Source organism: Streptomyces sp. NBC_00247 (assembly GCF_036188265.1).
Taxonomy (GTDB): Bacteria; Actinomycetota; Actinomycetes; order Streptomycetales; family Streptomycetaceae; genus Streptomyces.
On record NZ_CP108093.1, the window covers coordinates 3,272,392 to 3,288,138 of the forward strand.

At 72.7% G+C, this 15,747-nt stretch carries 14 protein-coding genes; 9 read left to right on the forward strand and 5 right to left on the reverse strand.

The features are described 5' to 3' along the window. The first annotated feature begins 385 nt into the window (after positions 1–385). Complete coding sequence (locus tag OHT52_RS13875) at positions 386–1,747, forward strand: helix-turn-helix domain-containing protein (RefSeq protein ID WP_328720455.1); 1,362 nt, start codon at positions 386–388, stop codon at positions 1,745–1,747. A 28-nt stretch (positions 1,748–1,775) separates the two neighbouring features. Here OHT52_RS13875 and OHT52_RS13880 read toward each other — a convergent pair whose 3' ends face one another. Continuing rightward, entirely contained in the window at positions 1,776–2,714 is a 939-nt protein-coding gene (locus tag OHT52_RS13880) for a polysaccharide deacetylase family protein (protein ID WP_328720456.1), read from the reverse strand. Positions 2,715–2,926: 212 nt separating this feature from the next. Here OHT52_RS13880 and OHT52_RS13885 point away from each other — a divergent pair, with 212 nt between their 5' ends. Then, positions 2,927–3,397, forward strand: coding sequence for a cation:proton antiporter regulatory subunit (locus OHT52_RS13885; RefSeq protein ID WP_328720457.1), 471 nt, complete (start codon positions 2,927–2,929; stop codon positions 3,395–3,397). 2 nt (positions 3,398–3,399) lie between these two features. After that, entirely contained in the window at positions 3,400–4,668 is a 1,269-nt protein-coding gene (locus OHT52_RS13890) for a cation:proton antiporter (protein WP_328720458.1), read from the forward strand. A gap of 167 nt (positions 4,669–4,835) precedes the next feature. Here the strand turns inward: OHT52_RS13890 and OHT52_RS13895 are convergent, their stop codons facing one another. From OHT52_RS13895 to OHT52_RS13905, 3 genes are all read right to left on the reverse strand, one after another. Next, positions 4,836–5,399 carry a hypothetical protein gene (locus OHT52_RS13895; RefSeq protein ID WP_328720459.1) on the reverse strand — a complete coding sequence of 188 codons (564 nt, stop codon included), beginning with the start codon at positions 5,397–5,399 and terminating at the stop codon, positions 4,836–4,838. 244 nt (positions 5,400–5,643) lie between these two features. After that, complete coding sequence (locus tag OHT52_RS13900) at positions 5,644–6,678, reverse strand: M56 family metallopeptidase (RefSeq protein ID WP_328720460.1); 1,035 nt, start codon at positions 6,676–6,678, stop codon at positions 5,644–5,646. A gap of 13 nt (positions 6,679–6,691) precedes the next feature. Next, the gene (locus OHT52_RS13905) at positions 6,692–7,114 is read right to left on the reverse strand and encodes a BlaI/MecI/CopY family transcriptional regulator (RefSeq protein ID WP_328720461.1); all 423 of its coding nucleotides are present in this window, start codon (positions 7,112–7,114) and stop codon (positions 6,692–6,694) included. A gap of 376 nt (positions 7,115–7,490) precedes the next feature. Between OHT52_RS13905 and OHT52_RS13910 the strand changes: the two genes are divergently transcribed. The 3 genes from OHT52_RS13910 to lysA all read left to right on the forward strand — a co-directional run bounded on the left by OHT52_RS13910 (position 7,491) and on the right by lysA (position 10,321). Then, positions 7,491–7,946, forward strand: coding sequence for a tellurite resistance TerB family protein (locus tag OHT52_RS13910; protein WP_328720462.1), 456 nt, complete (start codon positions 7,491–7,493; stop codon positions 7,944–7,946). Positions 7,947–8,365: 419 nt separating this feature from the next. Next, the gene (locus tag OHT52_RS13915; RefSeq protein ID WP_328720463.1) at positions 8,366–8,830 is read left to right on the forward strand and encodes an SAV_915 family protein; all 465 of its coding nucleotides are present in this window, start codon (positions 8,366–8,368) and stop codon (positions 8,828–8,830) included. Between the two features lie 12 nt (positions 8,831–8,842). Beyond that, positions 8,843–10,321 (forward strand): diaminopimelate decarboxylase, encoded by a 1,479-nt coding sequence (gene lysA / locus OHT52_RS13920; protein ID WP_328720464.1) that lies wholly within the window; start codon positions 8,843–8,845, stop codon positions 10,319–10,321. A gap of 31 nt (positions 10,322–10,352) precedes the next feature. On the opposite strand, the gene OHT52_RS13925 is transcribed toward lysA, so the two are convergent. Then, positions 10,353–11,426 carry a PucR family transcriptional regulator gene (locus OHT52_RS13925; protein WP_328720465.1) on the reverse strand — a complete coding sequence of 358 codons (1,074 nt, stop codon included), beginning with the start codon at positions 11,424–11,426 and terminating at the stop codon, positions 10,353–10,355. A 385-nt stretch (positions 11,427–11,811) separates the two neighbouring features. Between OHT52_RS13925 and OHT52_RS13930 the strand changes: the two genes are divergently transcribed. The 3 genes from OHT52_RS13930 (at position 11,812) to OHT52_RS13940 (ending at position 15,733) form a co-directional block, all read left to right on the forward strand. Continuing rightward, positions 11,812–13,836 carry an NAD-binding protein gene (locus OHT52_RS13930; RefSeq protein WP_328720466.1) on the forward strand — a complete coding sequence of 675 codons (2,025 nt, stop codon included), beginning with the start codon at positions 11,812–11,814 and terminating at the stop codon, positions 13,834–13,836. 193 nt (positions 13,837–14,029) lie between these two features. Further along, positions 14,030–14,857 carry an alpha/beta fold hydrolase gene (locus tag OHT52_RS13935; protein ID WP_328720467.1) on the forward strand — a complete coding sequence of 276 codons (828 nt, stop codon included), beginning with the start codon at positions 14,030–14,032 and terminating at the stop codon, positions 14,855–14,857. Between the two features lie 90 nt (positions 14,858–14,947). Continuing rightward, complete coding sequence (locus OHT52_RS13940) at positions 14,948–15,733, forward strand: class I SAM-dependent methyltransferase (RefSeq protein WP_328720468.1); 786 nt, start codon at positions 14,948–14,950, stop codon at positions 15,731–15,733. Positions 15,734–15,747 lie beyond the last annotated feature (14 nt).

The window sequence follows — 15,747 nt, forward strand, 5'->3', positions numbered from 1 at the left end:
GACGTGCCGGCATCGCCCGCACCAGTGCCACCGCCCGCCCCGCTGTTTCCGCCGGTCCCGTTGCTCCCACTGGTCCCGTTGCTCCCGCTGGTCCGGTTGCTTTCGCCGGTCCGGTTGCTCCCGCTCGCCCGGTTGCTTCCGCCGGTCCGGTTGCTCCCGCTCGTCCGGTTGCTCCCGCTCGTCCGGTTGTTTCCGCTGGTTCCGCTGGCTGAGCCCATCGCGAACTCACCTCTTTCGGTGCGAAGGGTGGATCTGAACTCCCGGAGGGATGCCGTTCAGTGAACTCGCGCACACGCACAGTGAGGAGATGCCAGGCTGTGGGCCACATGTAGTCCCGCGTAGGCCAGGCCGGGAGGACCCGCCCTGGTGAAGGAGTGAGCGCAAGGTGCCCGAATCCCAGGAGATCGGCGAGCTGATCCGCCAGGCGTGCGCGGCACGAGGCTGGGGTCCGAGCAAACTCGCCCGGGAGTTGGGCATCGCCGAAGGGCGCGGACCGAACGGCCTCGACCGCCAGTCGGTACGGCGATGGATGGCAGGCCGCCGGAAACCCGACTACTGGCTGCCGTACATCGCCGACGTACTCGGCCTCGACACCGACCCGCCACGCCCCACACCCTCCGTACCCGCTCAACGATCCGCCTCCCGCCCCCTTGCGGGCCTCGATACCGTGGCGTCAGTCGTCGAGTTGGGGAGGAGCGACGTGCTTCGGCGAAACTTCCTGGCCGCCTCGGGCGCCCACGCTCTGGGCGCTCTGAACCTGCCCGACCCGGAGAGCGTCACCCGCCGGACCAACCGCGTCGGCGGCTTACGCGTCGGCACCGGCGAGGTAGCCGCCGTACGCCAGATGACCCGCGCCCTCGGCGACACCGCCGCCGAACTCGGCGGCGGACACGCCCGCCACCTCGCCGTCCGCTATCTCACCGAGGACGTCGCCCCCTGGCTCGACGGCAGCTACACGGACGCCATCGGCCGCGAGTTGTTCGCCGCGACCTCCCAACTCGTGCACCTGGCGGGCTGGATGGCCCAGGACGAGGGCAACCAGGGCATGGCCCAGCAGTACTACGCCCACGCCTACGGCCTCGCCGTCGCCGCGGACGAAGCCGAACTCTCCGCAACGGCACTGCGGGGACTGGCCGTTCAGGCGATCGACCTCGGCCCCAAATACGGCGCGATGGCCTTGCGCCTCTCCGAACGCTGCGTCGACAGCGCGAAAGCGCTGGACGACCCGCGCGCCGTCTCCTACTTCCAGACCACCCTCGCCGACGCCGCCGCCCTCGACGGCGACCACCGCCTCGCCACCCGGGCCCTCACCGCCGCCCAGACCGCGATCGAGAAGACCCCCGACGCGGCCCCCGGCGAATCCTGGGCCTCCCACTTCAGCATCGGCCGCTGGGCCCACCACTCCGGCATGATCCTCGCCCGCCTCGGCGACCTGGACAGCGCCACCGGCCACCTCCGCGAGTCCTTGGAGATCCACGGCATCGACCGCCGCCGCAGCCGGGCCATCATCCTCGCCGACCTCGGCCAGATCCACCTCCGCCAGGGCCACCTCGACGCCGCCCTCGCCACCTGGACCGAGTTCCTCGACTGCGCCGAAGGCATCCGCTCCGTCAAGGTCACCGAAGCCACCGAGGACATGCGCACCCGACTCGACAAGTACCGCAAGGTCCCCGGCGTGGAGGAGCTGCGCGCACGCGCGGAAAGCCACGTACCCACGGGGGTGGGGGCTCCGGCCGGGGGCGGGTGACGTTTCGGCCACCACGCCACGGCTCCGCTCAACGCCCGAGGCGTCCCCCGCGGGCCCACTCCTGCCAGACCCGCCGCACCTCCGCGTAGTCGACCAGCCGGATGCCCTCCTCGGCCAGTACCGTGCGCGCCTGAGGCGAGACCAGGAACTCGTAGTCCGTACGTCGTACGCGCCAGCCCTCGTCCAGGACCCGGGACTCCCGGGTGCCGAGGCTCGGGTGGACCGCCCATTCGTTGAGGCCGGGCGGCAGATCGCGCAGGAGCTGGACGTACCGGGAAGGTTTGCCGTCGAGCGGGAGGGCGTAGCTGTCCAGGAAGTCGTTCTCGCTGACGGGCAGGCGGCGCCGGCGCATGGCCTCGCGCGCGGGGCCCAGCCAGGCGCGGACGGCGAGGCCGTACTCGGCGGCGAGGGACACGGTGAGGTCGAAGATGTCGTCGCGGCCACCGTCGGCGAGGCAGTGGAAGTCCAGGTGGGTGGGGGTGAGCCCGGCGTCCGCCACGGTGTCGATCTGGGCCCGGAACTCCCGCTCCACTTCCTCGATCCGGGCTTGGGCGAGGAGCACCCCACGGCCGGAGGGGGTCGGGGCGAAGAACCTGCCCATGGGGTCCAGCAGGGACGGCACCTGCCCCCTGTCGCTCACCGGACCCCAGGGGGCACCGGGCAGCTCGCAGACCATCGTGAGGTGGACGCCGAACGAGACCTCCGGCCGCCGGAGCAGTCGCCGCATCGCGTCCGGTGCGGCCGGGCACGGAACCATCAGGCTGCACGAGCCCGCGACGCCCTGCTCGATCGCTTCCACCACCGCCTCGTTGATGGCGGGGTACATCCCGAAGTCGTCACAGTTGACGATCAACAGACGTTCTCCGGGCGGGTGACCGAGCAGTTCGCCGGAGCGCGTGGACGGGATCTCGGCCTCGGTGGTGGTGCCACAGGTACGGCTGCGGGAAGTGACACTCGTCTCGTCCATGCCCGCAGTGTGCGGCCACTCCGCCCGACGTCGGAAACGGATTTCCCGCCGCCGGGCGGCCGGGGCTGTCCGCCGACGCCCTTATACACCCCACTACCGCCCCTGGCTCCCGGCCCCGCGTATGGATCGCGTTAAGGTATGGAAAGGTAAAGAGATCACCAAGAGCTGACAAGGGGCGCCGCACGCACCGGCGCGCCTCTCGGGAGGAAGCCATGGGAACCCGCCGCACCACGCTGCCCGGAGTCGGCACTCAGTACGACTTCATCACCGAGTCGGGCCAGCACATCTCCGTCGTCGTCCACCACGACGGGCGCCGGTTCATCGGGTTCTACGAGCAGGACGACCCAGATTCGTGCCGGCTGTCCGTACCCCTGACGACGCACGAGGCGACCGCGCTCGCCCACCTCATCGATACGGCGCCGATCGACGCCGTACGGACCGAGGGCATCGACCTGGTCACCGAGCACATCCCGCTCGGTTCGCGTTCGCCCTACGGAGGACGGGTGCTGGGGGACACGCGGGCACGGACCCGGACCGGGGCGTCGATCGTCGCGGTGTTGCGGACGCACAGTGCGCACCCGTCGCCGGGGCCCGACTTCCGGCTGGCCATCGGCGACACGCTCGTCGTCGTCGGTACCCGTGAGGGCGTCGACACGCTCTCCGAGATCATTGCGGAGGGCTGATCGTGCACGACATGACCGCACTGCTGGTGGAGCTCGGCTCCGTCATTCTCGGGCTGGGGATCATCGGACGGTTCGCCGGCCGGATAGGTCTCTCGCCGATTCCCCTCTACCTCCTGGCAGGTCTCGCGTTCGGCGAGGGCGGGCTGCTGCCGCTCGGCGCGAGTGAGGAGTTCACCGCGGTCGGCGCCGAGATAGGCGTGATCCTGCTGCTGCTCCTCCTCGGGCTCGAGTACAGCGCCTCCGAACTGGTCACGAGCCTCAAGACCCAGTACCCCTCCGGTCTCGTGGACTTCGTCCTCAACGCGACCCCCGGCGCCGTCGCCGCGCTGATCCTCGGCTGGGGGCCCGCCGGGGCCGTCGCACTGGCCGGGGTCACCTGGATCTCCTCGTCCGGTGTGATCGCCAAGGTGATGACGGACCTGGGGCGCCTCGGCAACCGGGAGACCCCGGTCATCCTCGGCGTCCTCGTCATCGAGGACCTGGCGATGGCGGTGTACCTGCCGCTGCTGACCGCCATGGTCGCCGGAGTCGGGCTCGCCGGAGGCAGCATCGCGCTGCTGATCGCGCTCGGGACCGTGGGGTTCGTCCTCTACCTGGCGCTGCGCCACGGCCGGCTCATCAGCCGGGCCGTCTCCTCCGACAACCCGGAGATGCTGCTCCTCGTCGTCCTCGGTCTGACCGTGCTCGTCGCCGGGCTGGCGCAGGAGCTCCAGGTCTCGGCGGCCGTGGGCGCGTTCCTCGTCGGCATCGCGCTCTCGGGCGAGGTCGCCGAGGGAGCCCGCAAGCTGCTCACGCCGCTGCGGGATCTCTTCGCGGCGGTGTTCTTCGTCTTCTTCGGGCTCTCGACCAACCCGGCCGACATCCCGCCGGTCCTGCTCCCGGCGGCACTGCTCGCGGTCGTCACCATGCTCACCAAGATCTTCACCGGCTGGTACGCGGCCCGTCGCGCGGGCATCAAGTCCCGTGGCAGGTGGCGGGCCGGCGGCACGCTCGTGGCCCGCGGCGAGTTCTCCATCGTCATCGCCGGCCTGGCCGTCGCGACCGAGCCGCGCATCGGGCCCATCGCCACCGCGTACGTACTGATCCTGGTCATCCTCGGTCCGCTCACCGCCCGCTGGACCGAACCGGCGGTCCTCCGGATCAAGGCGATGCGCGGCACCCGTACCGGCTCCGCCGGCACCACCGAAGCATCCAAGGACACCGCCACCACGTACGTACGGCCCACGCACGACGACCTCACGCCCGAGCACGCCGGGGAGGTCCGCGACTGACGTTCCGAGGCACGAGCCCCGACGGCACCAGCCTCGGCCGCACAGGCGTCGGCGGCCCGGGCCCGTGACGCCACGAGGTCTCCCGCTCCTCGTCCGGGAACAGCCGATGCTGTTCCCGGGGAGCGGGAGACCTCGGTCCTGACCCGCCGGCGGTCCGGCGGTGCGCGTCAGTGGTTGTCGACGATGCTCTTGGCGATCCCGTTCACGACGACGACCTCGGCGGCGACGCCGTCCCCCTTGGTGGCGGACTCCAGCATCTCCTCGCTGCACGGCATCGCCGCCTGGCCGTCCTCGACGCCGCAGATGTCGCCGGTGCCCTCGATGTCCGTGTCCTCGGAGACGAAGAACTGCTGCTCGGTGCCGTCCGAGCCGACCACCGTGTACTTGCCGGGGGCGAGGAAGGTCACCTTCCCGTTCCAGGTGCCGTTGACGCCCTTGCCCTGGTCGATGCCCTCGATCACCGTCTCCGGGTCGCCCGACGCCGTGTCCCCGCCCGAGGTGGCGCTGCCACCGCTCGTTCCGCTGCCGCTCTCGGAGGCGGTGGCGGACGGGGCGTCCTGCGCGGCCGACGCCGAGGGAGCCGTCTCCAGCGGTGCGCCGGTGTTCGTGTCCTGCGCGCCGGTGTCCGAGGCCGCGTCGGAGTCGCTGCCCTGGCAGGCCGTGAGGAGCAGGGTGCTCGCGAAGGCCGCGGCGACGAGGACGGCGGTCTTGGTGCGGAGGGCCGAAGCCATGGTGACGCTCCCGGGGAGAGGGCGGCCGGGGAGAGACGTCTCCACGGGCTGCCGGTGATCTGCTGGGGGGACCTGCTGTGTGATCACTATGAGCCATCCGGGCGACCCCCTGCCCGGAAGTCCTGGACCCACGACACCGCTGTCATCGTTCCCGTACACAGCAACAGTTGTGTACTGCACGCGGCGCGCCGTCTTTACCGGCCGACCCCGGAATCCCCAAGCACGGCACCGCAGGGTGCGACGGCTACAACGAGGTGGCCGCGTGCAGGATGCGCACCAGGGCAACCGTGGCGTTCACCGACGACAGCGCCGACGCCGCCGTGCCCACCGTCGCCGTCAGCGCGGCGAGGAACAGATGGGTCGATGCGGGTGGCCAGAAACGGGCGGTCGGGGCAGGGTCGAGGAGGGCGGCGACGCGGCGCGGTACGGGCCCTTCCACCGCGAAGGCGGCCAGGCCCTCGTACGGCGATCCGGCCGAAACCAGCGCCGCCTTGCCCACCGCCCGCGCCACCACGCGACGGCTCCCCACCACCCGTGCCGCCTCCTCGTCGGCCCAGCGCTCGGTGCTGTACGCCACCGCCGTACGCAGGGGCACCAGGAACGGGTTGGCGCGCGCGGCGAGTTGGGTCAGCAGCAGATAGCGGTGGTGACGCCCCGCCAAGTGGGCCCGCTCATGGGCGAACAAGGCCTGGCGCTCGGGCGGTTCGAGACAGCCGAGCAGGGCGCTGGAGACGACGACCCGGCCCGTGCCCCCTCTCCGTCCACTCCTGCGGCCACCCGTCCGGGCGCCACGGCGGTGGGCCGGGCGGCAGCGCCCGGGGAGCGCGTACGCGTAGGGGACGGGGGACTCCACCACGCACGCCCCGCTCCCGTACACCTCGCCCGCCGCCTCCGGCCTCTGCCCCGCCGCCCGCTCCGACGCCTTCAGCGCGCGGGTCGCGGCGTACCGGGTACGGACATGGCGTACCAGCGTCGCCCCGCAACCGGCCACCACCACGGCCAGAACGCCGATGGCCACCAGGCCCGTCCGGTCCTCGTAGGGCAGCGCGGCCCGGACCTCGGGGTCCGACCAGCCGTCCGGCAGCGGATTGCCCGGGAGCCGGGCCGTACCGATCACCATCAGCAGGGCGAGACAGAGGGTGCTGCACAGGGCGAGCGTCGTACCGGCGGCGGCCAGCAGACGGGTCGCGCTGCGCGGGTGGAGATGGTGTGCGGCCAGCCTCGCGACGGGAAGCGCGGTCAGCGGCAGTACGAGTGGCAGGTAGACGAAGACACCCATCGTTCCCTCATCGTCATCGGCCTTCCGTGGCGTCGGCCGCGTCCGGCCCGGCCTGCGCGGCCCGGGACAGCAGAGCGCGCAGACGCTCCTCGTCGCCGGGGGTGAGCGCGGAGACGAAGCGGGCGAGGACGGCCTCGCGGTCCCGTTCGCCGTCGAGTACCCGGCGCATCCGCAGCGCGGCGAGGCCGGCCTCGTCGGAGGCGTTCGTCCAGGTGTAGGAACGGCCCGCGCGGGTGCGGGTGACCGCGTTCTTCTCGTGGAGGCGGGAGAGGATCGTGATGACGGTCGTATGGGCGAGGCCGCCTTCGAGGCGTTCGCGCACCCAGCCCGCCGTCACCGGCCCGCCGCCCGCACGCACCACCGCGAGCACCTGCGCCTCCAGCTCGCCCTGAGCCCGCCTGCGCAGCCGCCCAGCGCCCGACGGAGCGCCGCCCACCGGGGAACCGTCCGGGGAGCTGTCCGGAGCACCGTCGCACGGTACGTCCGGAGAACGGCCCGGCGAGACGTCCGGGCCCACCCCGTCCGCGTGCCCCGGCGAACCCTGCCGGCCCGGCGGAACGCCGGGTCCCGGTGAGGTGTCACGCCCCGGTGGAACGTCTTGGTGCCTTCCGGCGTTTCCCATGCGGTGTCCGCCCTTCGTGCGAGCCCTCGCAGTCACGGCGGGGCGGCCCCGGCACTGCTCAGCGATTCGCCGCATCCTACTGAGCCGTCTTTCCGGGGCAAAGCCCGCCGGGTCGAGCGCCACCTTCTACACGTCTGTAGAGTTCCCTTCGGTTCAGCCAACGCACCACGAAGCAACGTATGGAGACGTCATGGCCCTTTGGGACCGGATCAAGGAATCCGCCTCGACGATGCAGACGCAGCTGGAGGCGAAGAAGAACGACCTGAAGAGCGGGGCGTTCCGCGATGCGAGCATGGCGATGTGCGCCCTGGTCTCCGCGGCCGACGGTTCCATCGACCCGTCCGAGCGTCAGCGCGTCGCCCAGCTGATCATGAGCAACGACGTGCTCCAGAACTTCCCCGCGGACGACCTCCAGCGTCGCTTCAACGCGTACGTGGACAAGCTCACCGCGGACTTCGCCTTCGGCAAGGTCTCCGTGCTCCAGGAGATCGGCAAGGCGAAGAAGAAGCCTGCCGAGGCGCGCGCGGTCATCCAGATCGGCATCGTCATCGGCGGCGCCGACGGCGACTTCGACAAGTCGGAGCAGGCCGTGGTCCGGGAGGCGTGTTTCGCACTCGACCTGCCGCCGCACGAGTTCGACCTCTGAGCCGGACCACCCCGGCGCGTCCGACTCCCCGGACGCACCCAGCCGCAGCCGCACCCCGACACGCCCCGGCCCCCACGGCCGGGGCGTGTCCCGTCTCCGCCCGACCGGGACCGTGGCGCCTGCCTCCGCGCGACCGGGACCGTGGCCTGCCTCCGCGCGACCGGGACCGTGGCGCCTGCCTCCGCGCGACCGGGCCGCGTTCCGCTGCTCCGAAGGGGTCCCTGAAAAGGGGCCCGGAAAGGGCCCCGGAGGACGCTGGAAGTCCCTCCGCATCAGGGTCGCGTCAACGTGACCCCGGTCCGGCGTCAAGTACCCGTCAGGGCCCGGCGTCCACCCGCGCCACCTCCTGCCCGCGGACCTAGCGTCGAAGACGAACCGCCGGGTCGCGTCCGCGACCCGTGCCGACGCTTGGAGGCACCATGGAAAGCGCGCTGCAGGATCCCGACCCCCTCGAACCCGTCCCGGCCGGACCTCCACTCGCATCCGTCCCGGCCGGGCCCCTGTTCGTACCCGTCCGGTCGGGTTCCGCCCGCTGTCCGTCGAGCGTCCGGGCGCTGTTCTTCCGCACCCCGCTCGGCGCGCGCACCGCCGTCGCGTTCACCTCTCAGGTGCGGCTCGTCGCCACCCTGGGCGCCGGACAGCCGTGGGTACGCCTCTGCGAACCCGCCCTGCGCGCCCTCGCCGCGCCGCTCGGCGTCCGTACCCTCACCGTCGACCCGCAGCTCTCCGCGCCGCGCGCCGCCGATCCGCACCCCTCGGTGCCGCACACCGCGGCGCGGGCCGCCCACACGCAACCCGCCGCGACCACGTCGTCCGCGCCGGACCCGACTCCCGCCGCGCCGGGCGTCCCCGACGCCTCCGCGCTCGTCCGCCACGGACGCTGAAGGGACCGCGCCATGACCACCACCCCGCTCGTCCCCGTCCCCACCCCCGCGCCGGCCGGGTCCCCAAGCCCCACCGGCGCCCCCGCCCCGGCCGGGTCCCACGACCCGGCCGGGGAAGTCCGCCGCTCAGCCGCCTCCCCTACCGCGCCCTCCGCCCTCGCCCCGTGCGCCTCCCCGGCGTGGCAGGCGTATCCGCAGGACGTCTGGCCCGCCTCCACCCGCCCCGGCCCGCACGGGGACATGACCGTGGGCGGGGTCTCCCTGACCGAGGCCGCCGAACGGTTCGGCACCCCGCTGTACGTGCTCGACGAACACGAGGTCCGCGACCGCTGCCGGACCTACCGGGCCGCCTTCCCGCCCGAAGAGGCGGACGTCGTCTACGCGGCGAAGGCGTTCCTCAGCCGGGCCGTCGTCCGGTGGATCAGGGAGGAGGGCCTCGGGCTCGACGTCTGCTCGGCCGGTGAACTCCTCCTCGCGATCAGCGCGGGCTTCCCCGCCGACCGGATCGTGCTGCACGGCAACGCCAAGAGCCCGGAGGACCTGAGCACCGCCGTGCGGCTCGGAGTGGGCAGGATCGTGCTCGACTCGACCTCCGAGATCGCGCGCCTCTCCGCTCTGGTGCCGCACGGCACCCGTCAGCCCGTCATGATCCGCGTCGTGCCCGGCATTTCGGCCGGTGGCCACGCGTCGGTACGCACCGGCACGGACGACCAGAAGTTCGGCCTCTCCCTCATGGACGGCTCGGCCCAGCACGCCATCGATCGCGTCCTCGGTCAGCCGGGGCTCGAACTCGTGGGCCTGCACTGCCACATCGGCTCGCAGATCACCTCGATCACGCCGTACGTGTCCGCCCTGCGCCGGATGGTGGGGCTCCTCGCCCGCACCCGGGACAAGCACGGGGTGGTACTGCCCGAACTGGACATGGGCGGCGGGCACGGGATCGCCTACCGGGCGGGCGAACCCGCGCTCGACATCCCCGCCCTCGCCTCGCGCATCCGCGCCGAACTGGCCGCCGGCTGCGCACGGTCCATGCTGCCGGTGCCCCGGCTGACGGTCGAACCCGGGCGGGCGGTCATCGGCCCGGCGGGCGTCGCCGTGTACCGGGTACTCGCGGTCAAACGCACCGGTACCCGCACCTTCGTCGCCGTCGACGGCGGCATGAGCGACAACCCCCGCCCGGCGCTGTACGGGGTGCGGTACGCGCCCCGCATGGTCGGACGGGCCTCCACCGCACCCGGGCGGACGATGACCGTGGTCGGCCGGCACTGCGAGGCCGGCGACGTCCTGGCCGACGCGGTCGAACTCCCCGGCGACGTGCACCCGGGCGATCTGCTGGCCGTCCCGGCGGCGGGGGCGTACCACCTGTCGATGGCCTCCGGGTACAACCTCGTCGGCCGGCCACCGGTGGTCGCCGTGTCGGAAGGCAGCGCGCGGCTGCTCGTACGCCGCGAGTCCCTCGACGACCTCCGGCGCAGGGACGTCGGGGTCTGACGTCCGGGTGCGCGGGTCCCTGGGCGCGGGTTCAGATCTCCTTCGTGGGCCAGTCCAGCAGCCGGGCGCCGATGACCGCCGTCTGGAGGGTGTAGCGGTGCACCGGGTCGGACGGGTCCGACCCGGTCAGCTCGTGGATGCGCTCCAGCCGGTACGTCAGCGCCCGAACGCTCAGCGACAGGCGGCGGGCCGTCTCCGCCGCCACGCACCCCGAGTCGAAGTACGCCGAGAGGGTCCGCAGCAGCGGTTCGGCGCCGCCCCTGGCCTTCTGGAGCGGCCCCAGCCGACTGCGCACCAGGTCCGCCATGGCCTGGCGGTCCCGGGTCAGCACGGGATAGACGAGCAGGTCGGCCGCGTGCAGCACCGGATCGTCGAGCGCCATCCGCCGGGCGAGCTCGTGGGCCTCCAGGGCCTCGTCGTACGACTGGACGACACCGCCGGGTCCGTGGTGCGAGCGGCCGATGGCGACCTGCCCGCCGCCGGTCGCCGAACGGGACTGCTGGGCGAAGTGGAGCAGCACCTCCGGCCGGCTGCCCGGCGCGACGCAGACCAGACGGCCGTCCTTGGTCGTCAGCAAGATCTCCCGCCCGCTGAACCGGGCCAGCATCGCCGCTTCCACACTGCGCGGCACCAGGTCCGTCTCGGTGTACGCCTCCGGGCCCACGGCCACCGCGACCGCGTGCGCCCGCGAGAGGTGCAGGCCGAACCGGGTGGACCGCTCCGCGAGGCGGCCGAGGTCGCTGCGCCCGTAGAGCAGGTCGTCGATGAACTCGCGCCGGGCCGCCTCCTCACGACGTACCGTCAGCCGCTGCGCCCGCTCGAAGCCCTCGGCGAAGACGTCCACGGCCTGCTCCACGGCGTGCAGCACCGCGTCGGTCGCGCCCGCACCGCCCCGGGCCGCCGTACGCGGCCAGTGCGCGCGGGTCTGGGCGAGGTGGAAGGTGATCAGCTCGCGCAGCCGGAGCCCGGATTCCGCCGCTTCCCGGCCCAGGTCGCGGTGCTCCTCCAGCTCCTTGTGCGTCAACCGCCTCCCCGTCCCGGCCACCTCCTCCAGGACGCGGACGTAGTTCCCCAGCACCTCGTCGGGTATGCGCGACTCCGCCATCAACCCTTCCCCTCCCTCGTTTCCCGTACATATATGTAACCCACAACCGTCCCTGCCACCGCCCGGCAAGTCCCCCGCTCCAGGACTGCCGGTTTCCGGCAGTGCGCGGGGGCCGCTTTGGATGACACGATCCGTACCGCACCACACGGGGGAACGACCAGGTGTGACAACGGGGGTGTGGACGGGGGAACGGCCCGGCGACCGGGTCCCATCGCGGGACCCGGTACCGGGTTCCCCACCCTCTCCCCGTCGGCGGACCGGGCGCCCGCTCTCCGGCCGTCGCCGCACGCGAGTCCGCGCCGCCGCACGCTCCTCCGTGCTCCCGCCGGACCCTGCCTCCGCCTCCGGATCGCCGAGTCCCGCACCGACCCGACAGGAGCACGGCATGCTGGGTTTCGTGTCCCCTCTACCCCAGCAGCCGCAGCGCCCCCCACGCCCACCGGTGTCCGGCCACATGGTGGTCTGCGGCGACGACGCACTCGCCCGACGACTCGCGGTGGAACTGCGTTACGTCTACGGGGAACGCGTCGCCCTGATCCTTCCGCCCGGCCCGGACTCCGCACAGCCCGACCTCCCGATGAACCAACGGGCACGCGCTTCCGCCCTGTTCGGCCGGATGTCCGCGGCGATGAGCCGCAACGGTGCCGGTTCCGCACCCGTGGACGGCGTCGGGTCGGGCGACAGCGACACCAACGCCGGGGTGGAGCCCGTCCTCATCCTGGAGGCGGCGGAGCCCTCCGACGACGCTCTGGAGGAGGCGGGCATCGGCCGTGCCGCCGCCCTCGCCCTCGTCTACGAGGACGACGAACGCAACATCCGGGCCGCGCTCACCGCCCGGCGCCTCAACCCCCGGCTCCGCCTGGTGATCCGGCTCTACAACCGCAAGCTCGGCCTGCACCTGGAGACTCTGCTCGACCAGGCCGCGGCCGTCGCCGCCCCCGGGCTCGACCCGGCCGCGCTGGACGCGAGCACCACGGTCCTCTCCGACGCCGACACGGTCGCCCCGGCCCTCGCCGCCACGGCACTGACCGGCAGCAGCAAGGTCGTCCAGGCGGAGGGGCTGCTGCTGCGAGCGGTCGAACGCACCCCGCCCGGCCCCGGCGAGCGGGCCGATCCGGGACTCTGCACCCTCGCGCTCCTCTCGTCCACCAGCGTCGACCCGGCCGGCGCCGAAGGCTCCGACAGCAGCGGCGACGAAGGGCCGCGGTTGCTGCCGGACGAGCGGTCCGTGGCGGCGGCGACGGGGCGCGGCACCGTCGTCCTGGAGGCCGTCAGCCGGTCGGTCCCGGACCGGCCCGCCGTCCGGATGGGCGGCAGGGGCGCCCCGCTGAGCCAGGTGTTCTCGCGACGGCTGCGCTGGTCGGCGCTGGGGGTCGCGGCAGCGGTCGTCTGTCTGGCGGTGGCCTCGGTACGGACGACCGGTGACAGCGCACCGCACTCCGTGTACCTGACCCTGCTCGACCTCGTCGCCATGGGAGACCCGGCGGAGGACACGGCCCCTTCCGCGCGCAAGATCATCCAGCTGCTGTCGGGGGTGGCCGGGCTCCTGCTGCTCCCCCTGCTGATCGCGGCGGTGCTGGAGGCCTTCGGCACCCTGCGCACCGCCTCCTCGCTGCGCCGTCCACCCCGCGGCCTCTCGGGCCACGTGGTCCTGCTCGGCCTGGGCAAGATCGGTACCCGGGTCCTCGTACGCCTCCGCGAGCTCGGCATCCCCGTGGTCGTCGTGGAGGAGGACCCGAACGCCCGGGGCATCCCGGTGGCCCGCTCCCTGCACGTACCGACCGTCATCGGCGACGTCACCCAGGAAGGCGTGCTGGAAGCGGCCAAGATCGGCCGGGCCCGCGCACTGCTCGCCCTGACCAGCCGCGACACGACCAACCTCGAAGCGACGCTCTACGCCCGGTCGATCAAGCCCGACCTGCGGGTGGCGCTCCGGCTCTACGACGACGATTTCGCGACCGTCGTCTACCGCACCCTGCGCACCGCCCACCCGCAGGCCACCACCCGCTCCCGGTCGGTGACCCACCTGGCCGCCCCCTCCTTCGCCGTGGCGATGATGGGCCGGCAGATCCTCGGAGCCGTTCCGGTCGAGCGGAAGGTCATGCTCTTCGCCGCCCTGGTGGTGGGCGGACATCCGCAACTGGAGGGCCACACCGTCGCTCAGGCGTTCCGGGCCGGCGCCTGGCGGGTGCTGGCTCTGGACACCACCCCGCTCGGTGACCGGGTACCCGACCTGGCCGGCGCACGCGCCTACGACACCGAGGGAAGCCGGCAGCGCACCTCGGGGCTGATCTGGGACCTCCCGCCCGAGTACGTACTCAACGCCGAGGACCGGGTGGTGATCGCCGCGACCCGGCGCGGGCTGGCAGAGCTGCTCCGCCGACAGCGCTCGGCGGCCGCACGGCGCTGACCACCGGGGGAAGACGGGCCTCGACTCCGGGAGCTGTCTTGTTTCACGTGAAACATGGGCACACCCGGACGGACGCGTCCCCGGGCCGCGCCCCTCACCCGTTCGGCCCAGGAACGCTCCCCGTCGATTGTTCCGTCATGCGGTAATGGACCGTGTTGTCCCCGTACCGCAGACCGCAGGAGAGGGAAAGTTCATGCCTGTCTGCACCACGCGCGACGGAGTCGAGATCTTCTACAAGGACTGGGGCCAGGGGCGGCCCGTGGTCTTCATCCACGGCTGGCCGCTGAACGGCGACGCCTGGCAGGACCAGGTCAAGGCCGTCGCGGACGCCGGCTACCGCGGCATCGCCCACGACCGCCGGGGCCACGGCCGCTCCACCCCGGTGTGGGACGGCTACGACTTCGACACGTTCGCCGACGACCTCGACGACCTGATCACCCAGCTCGACCTGCGGGACGTCACCCTCGTCGCGCACTCCATGGGAGGCGGCGAACTGGCCCGGTACATCGGCCGGCACGGCACCGGACGGATCAGGTCCGCCGTCCTGCTCTCCGCGATCCCGCCACTGATGCTCCAGGGGCCGGACAACCCGGAGGGCGTCCCGCAGAGCGTCTTCGACGACATCAAGAAGGGCATCCTGACGGAACGCTCGCAGTTCTGGAAGGACACCGCGGTGGGGTTCCACTCCGCCAACCGCGAGGGCACCAAGGCCACCCAGGGCAACAAGGACGCGTTCTGGTACATGGCCATGGCCGAGACCATCGAGGGGGCGGTCGCCTGCGTCGACGCCTTCGCCTCGACGGACTTCCACGAGGACCTGAAGAAGTTCGACGTCCCCACCCTCGTCGTGCACGGCGACGACGACCAGGTCGTCCCGATCGACGCCACCGGCCGCAAGACGGCGAAGCTGGTGAAGGACGCCACGCTGAAGGTCTACGAGGGCGGCTCGCACGGCATCGCTCTGGTGCCGGGCGACAAGGAGAAGTTCAACCAGGACCTGCTGGACTTCCTCAAGAAGTGACCCGGGCGCCGGACCGGGAGCGGCCGGAACGGAGACGGGAACGGCCCCAGCCCCCTGGGGGACCGGCCCATGGCGTGCCACACTGCGCCGATGTTCTCGGACGCGGACGCCGCAGCCCTGTACGACGTACTGAACCCCTGGGACCCCGGAGCCTGGCCCGCCGACGCCCTCTACGAGGCGCTGGTCGGCACCGCCGACTCCGTCCTGGACGTGGGCTGCGGCACCGGGGCGATGCTCGTCCGCGCCCGGGAGCAGGGACACACCGGCCGTCTCGTCGGACTCGAACCGGACCGGGCCGCCCTGGCCCGGGCCCGGCGCCGCACCGACATCGAATGGATCGAGGGCACGGCGGCGGACGCGGACCGGCAGCACGTGCGCGGACCCGGCCCGCGGGACGGGCCGTCCGGCTTCGCGCTGGTGACGATGGTGAGCCACGCGTTCCAGTGCCTGGTGACCGACGACGCGCTGCGGGCTTCGCTGGCCGCGATCCACGCCGCGCTGCGCCCCGGCGGGCTGTTCGCCTTCGAGACCCGCCACCCGCGCGCCCGCGCCTGGCAGAACTGGACTCCGGACCACGCCTCCACCGTCGAGGCCCCTTCCGGGCGCAGGCTCCGCGTCTGGCACGAGGTCGAGTCGGCGGAGGACGGCGTGGTGGCCTTCACGACCACCACCACGAGCGCCGGGCCCGACGCCACCGTGCTGCGCAGGGACCGCTCGCGGCTGCGCTTCCTCGACGAGAGCGCGTTGGACGGTTTCCTCGCCGAGGCGGGCTTCCTCGTGGAAGGCCGGTACGGGGACTGGGACCGCACCCCGGTCACGGCGACGAGCCGCGAGATCATCACGCTGGCCCGCCGCCCCGCCCTGTCCCGCCGATAGCGCCCGAACCGTGG

What these genes read in the sequence shown, in the direction of transcription:
- OHT52_RS13880 (WP_328720456.1), bottom strand. Translation starts at nt 2,714, where the DNA reads ATGGACGAGACGAGTGTCACTTCCCGCAGCCGTACCTGTGGCACCACC.
- OHT52_RS13925 (WP_328720465.1), bottom strand. Translation starts at nt 11,426, where the DNA reads ATGGCGGAGTCGCGCATACCCGACGAGGTGCTGGGGAACTACGTCCGC.
- lysA (WP_328720464.1), top strand. Translation starts at nt 8,843, where the DNA reads ATGACCACCACCCCGCTCGTCCCCGTCCCCACCCCCGCGCCGGCCGGG.
- OHT52_RS13930 (WP_328720466.1), top strand. Translation starts at nt 11,812, where the DNA reads ATGCTGGGTTTCGTGTCCCCTCTACCCCAGCAGCCGCAGCGCCCCCCA.
- OHT52_RS13910 (WP_328720462.1), top strand. Translation starts at nt 7,491, where the DNA reads ATGGCCCTTTGGGACCGGATCAAGGAATCCGCCTCGACGATGCAGACG.
- OHT52_RS13935 (WP_328720467.1), top strand. Translation starts at nt 14,030, where the DNA reads ATGCCTGTCTGCACCACGCGCGACGGAGTCGAGATCTTCTACAAGGAC.
- OHT52_RS13885 (WP_328720457.1), top strand. Translation starts at nt 2,927, where the DNA reads ATGGGAACCCGCCGCACCACGCTGCCCGGAGTCGGCACTCAGTACGAC.
- OHT52_RS13915 (WP_328720463.1), top strand. Translation starts at nt 8,366, where the DNA reads ATGGAAAGCGCGCTGCAGGATCCCGACCCCCTCGAACCCGTCCCGGCC.
- OHT52_RS13940 (WP_328720468.1), top strand. Translation starts at nt 14,948, where the DNA reads ATGTTCTCGGACGCGGACGCCGCAGCCCTGTACGACGTACTGAACCCC.
- OHT52_RS13900 (WP_328720460.1), bottom strand. Translation starts at nt 6,678, where the DNA reads ATGGGTGTCTTCGTCTACCTGCCACTCGTACTGCCGCTGACCGCGCTT.
- OHT52_RS13895 (WP_328720459.1), bottom strand. Translation starts at nt 5,399, where the DNA reads ATGGCTTCGGCCCTCCGCACCAAGACCGCCGTCCTCGTCGCCGCGGCC.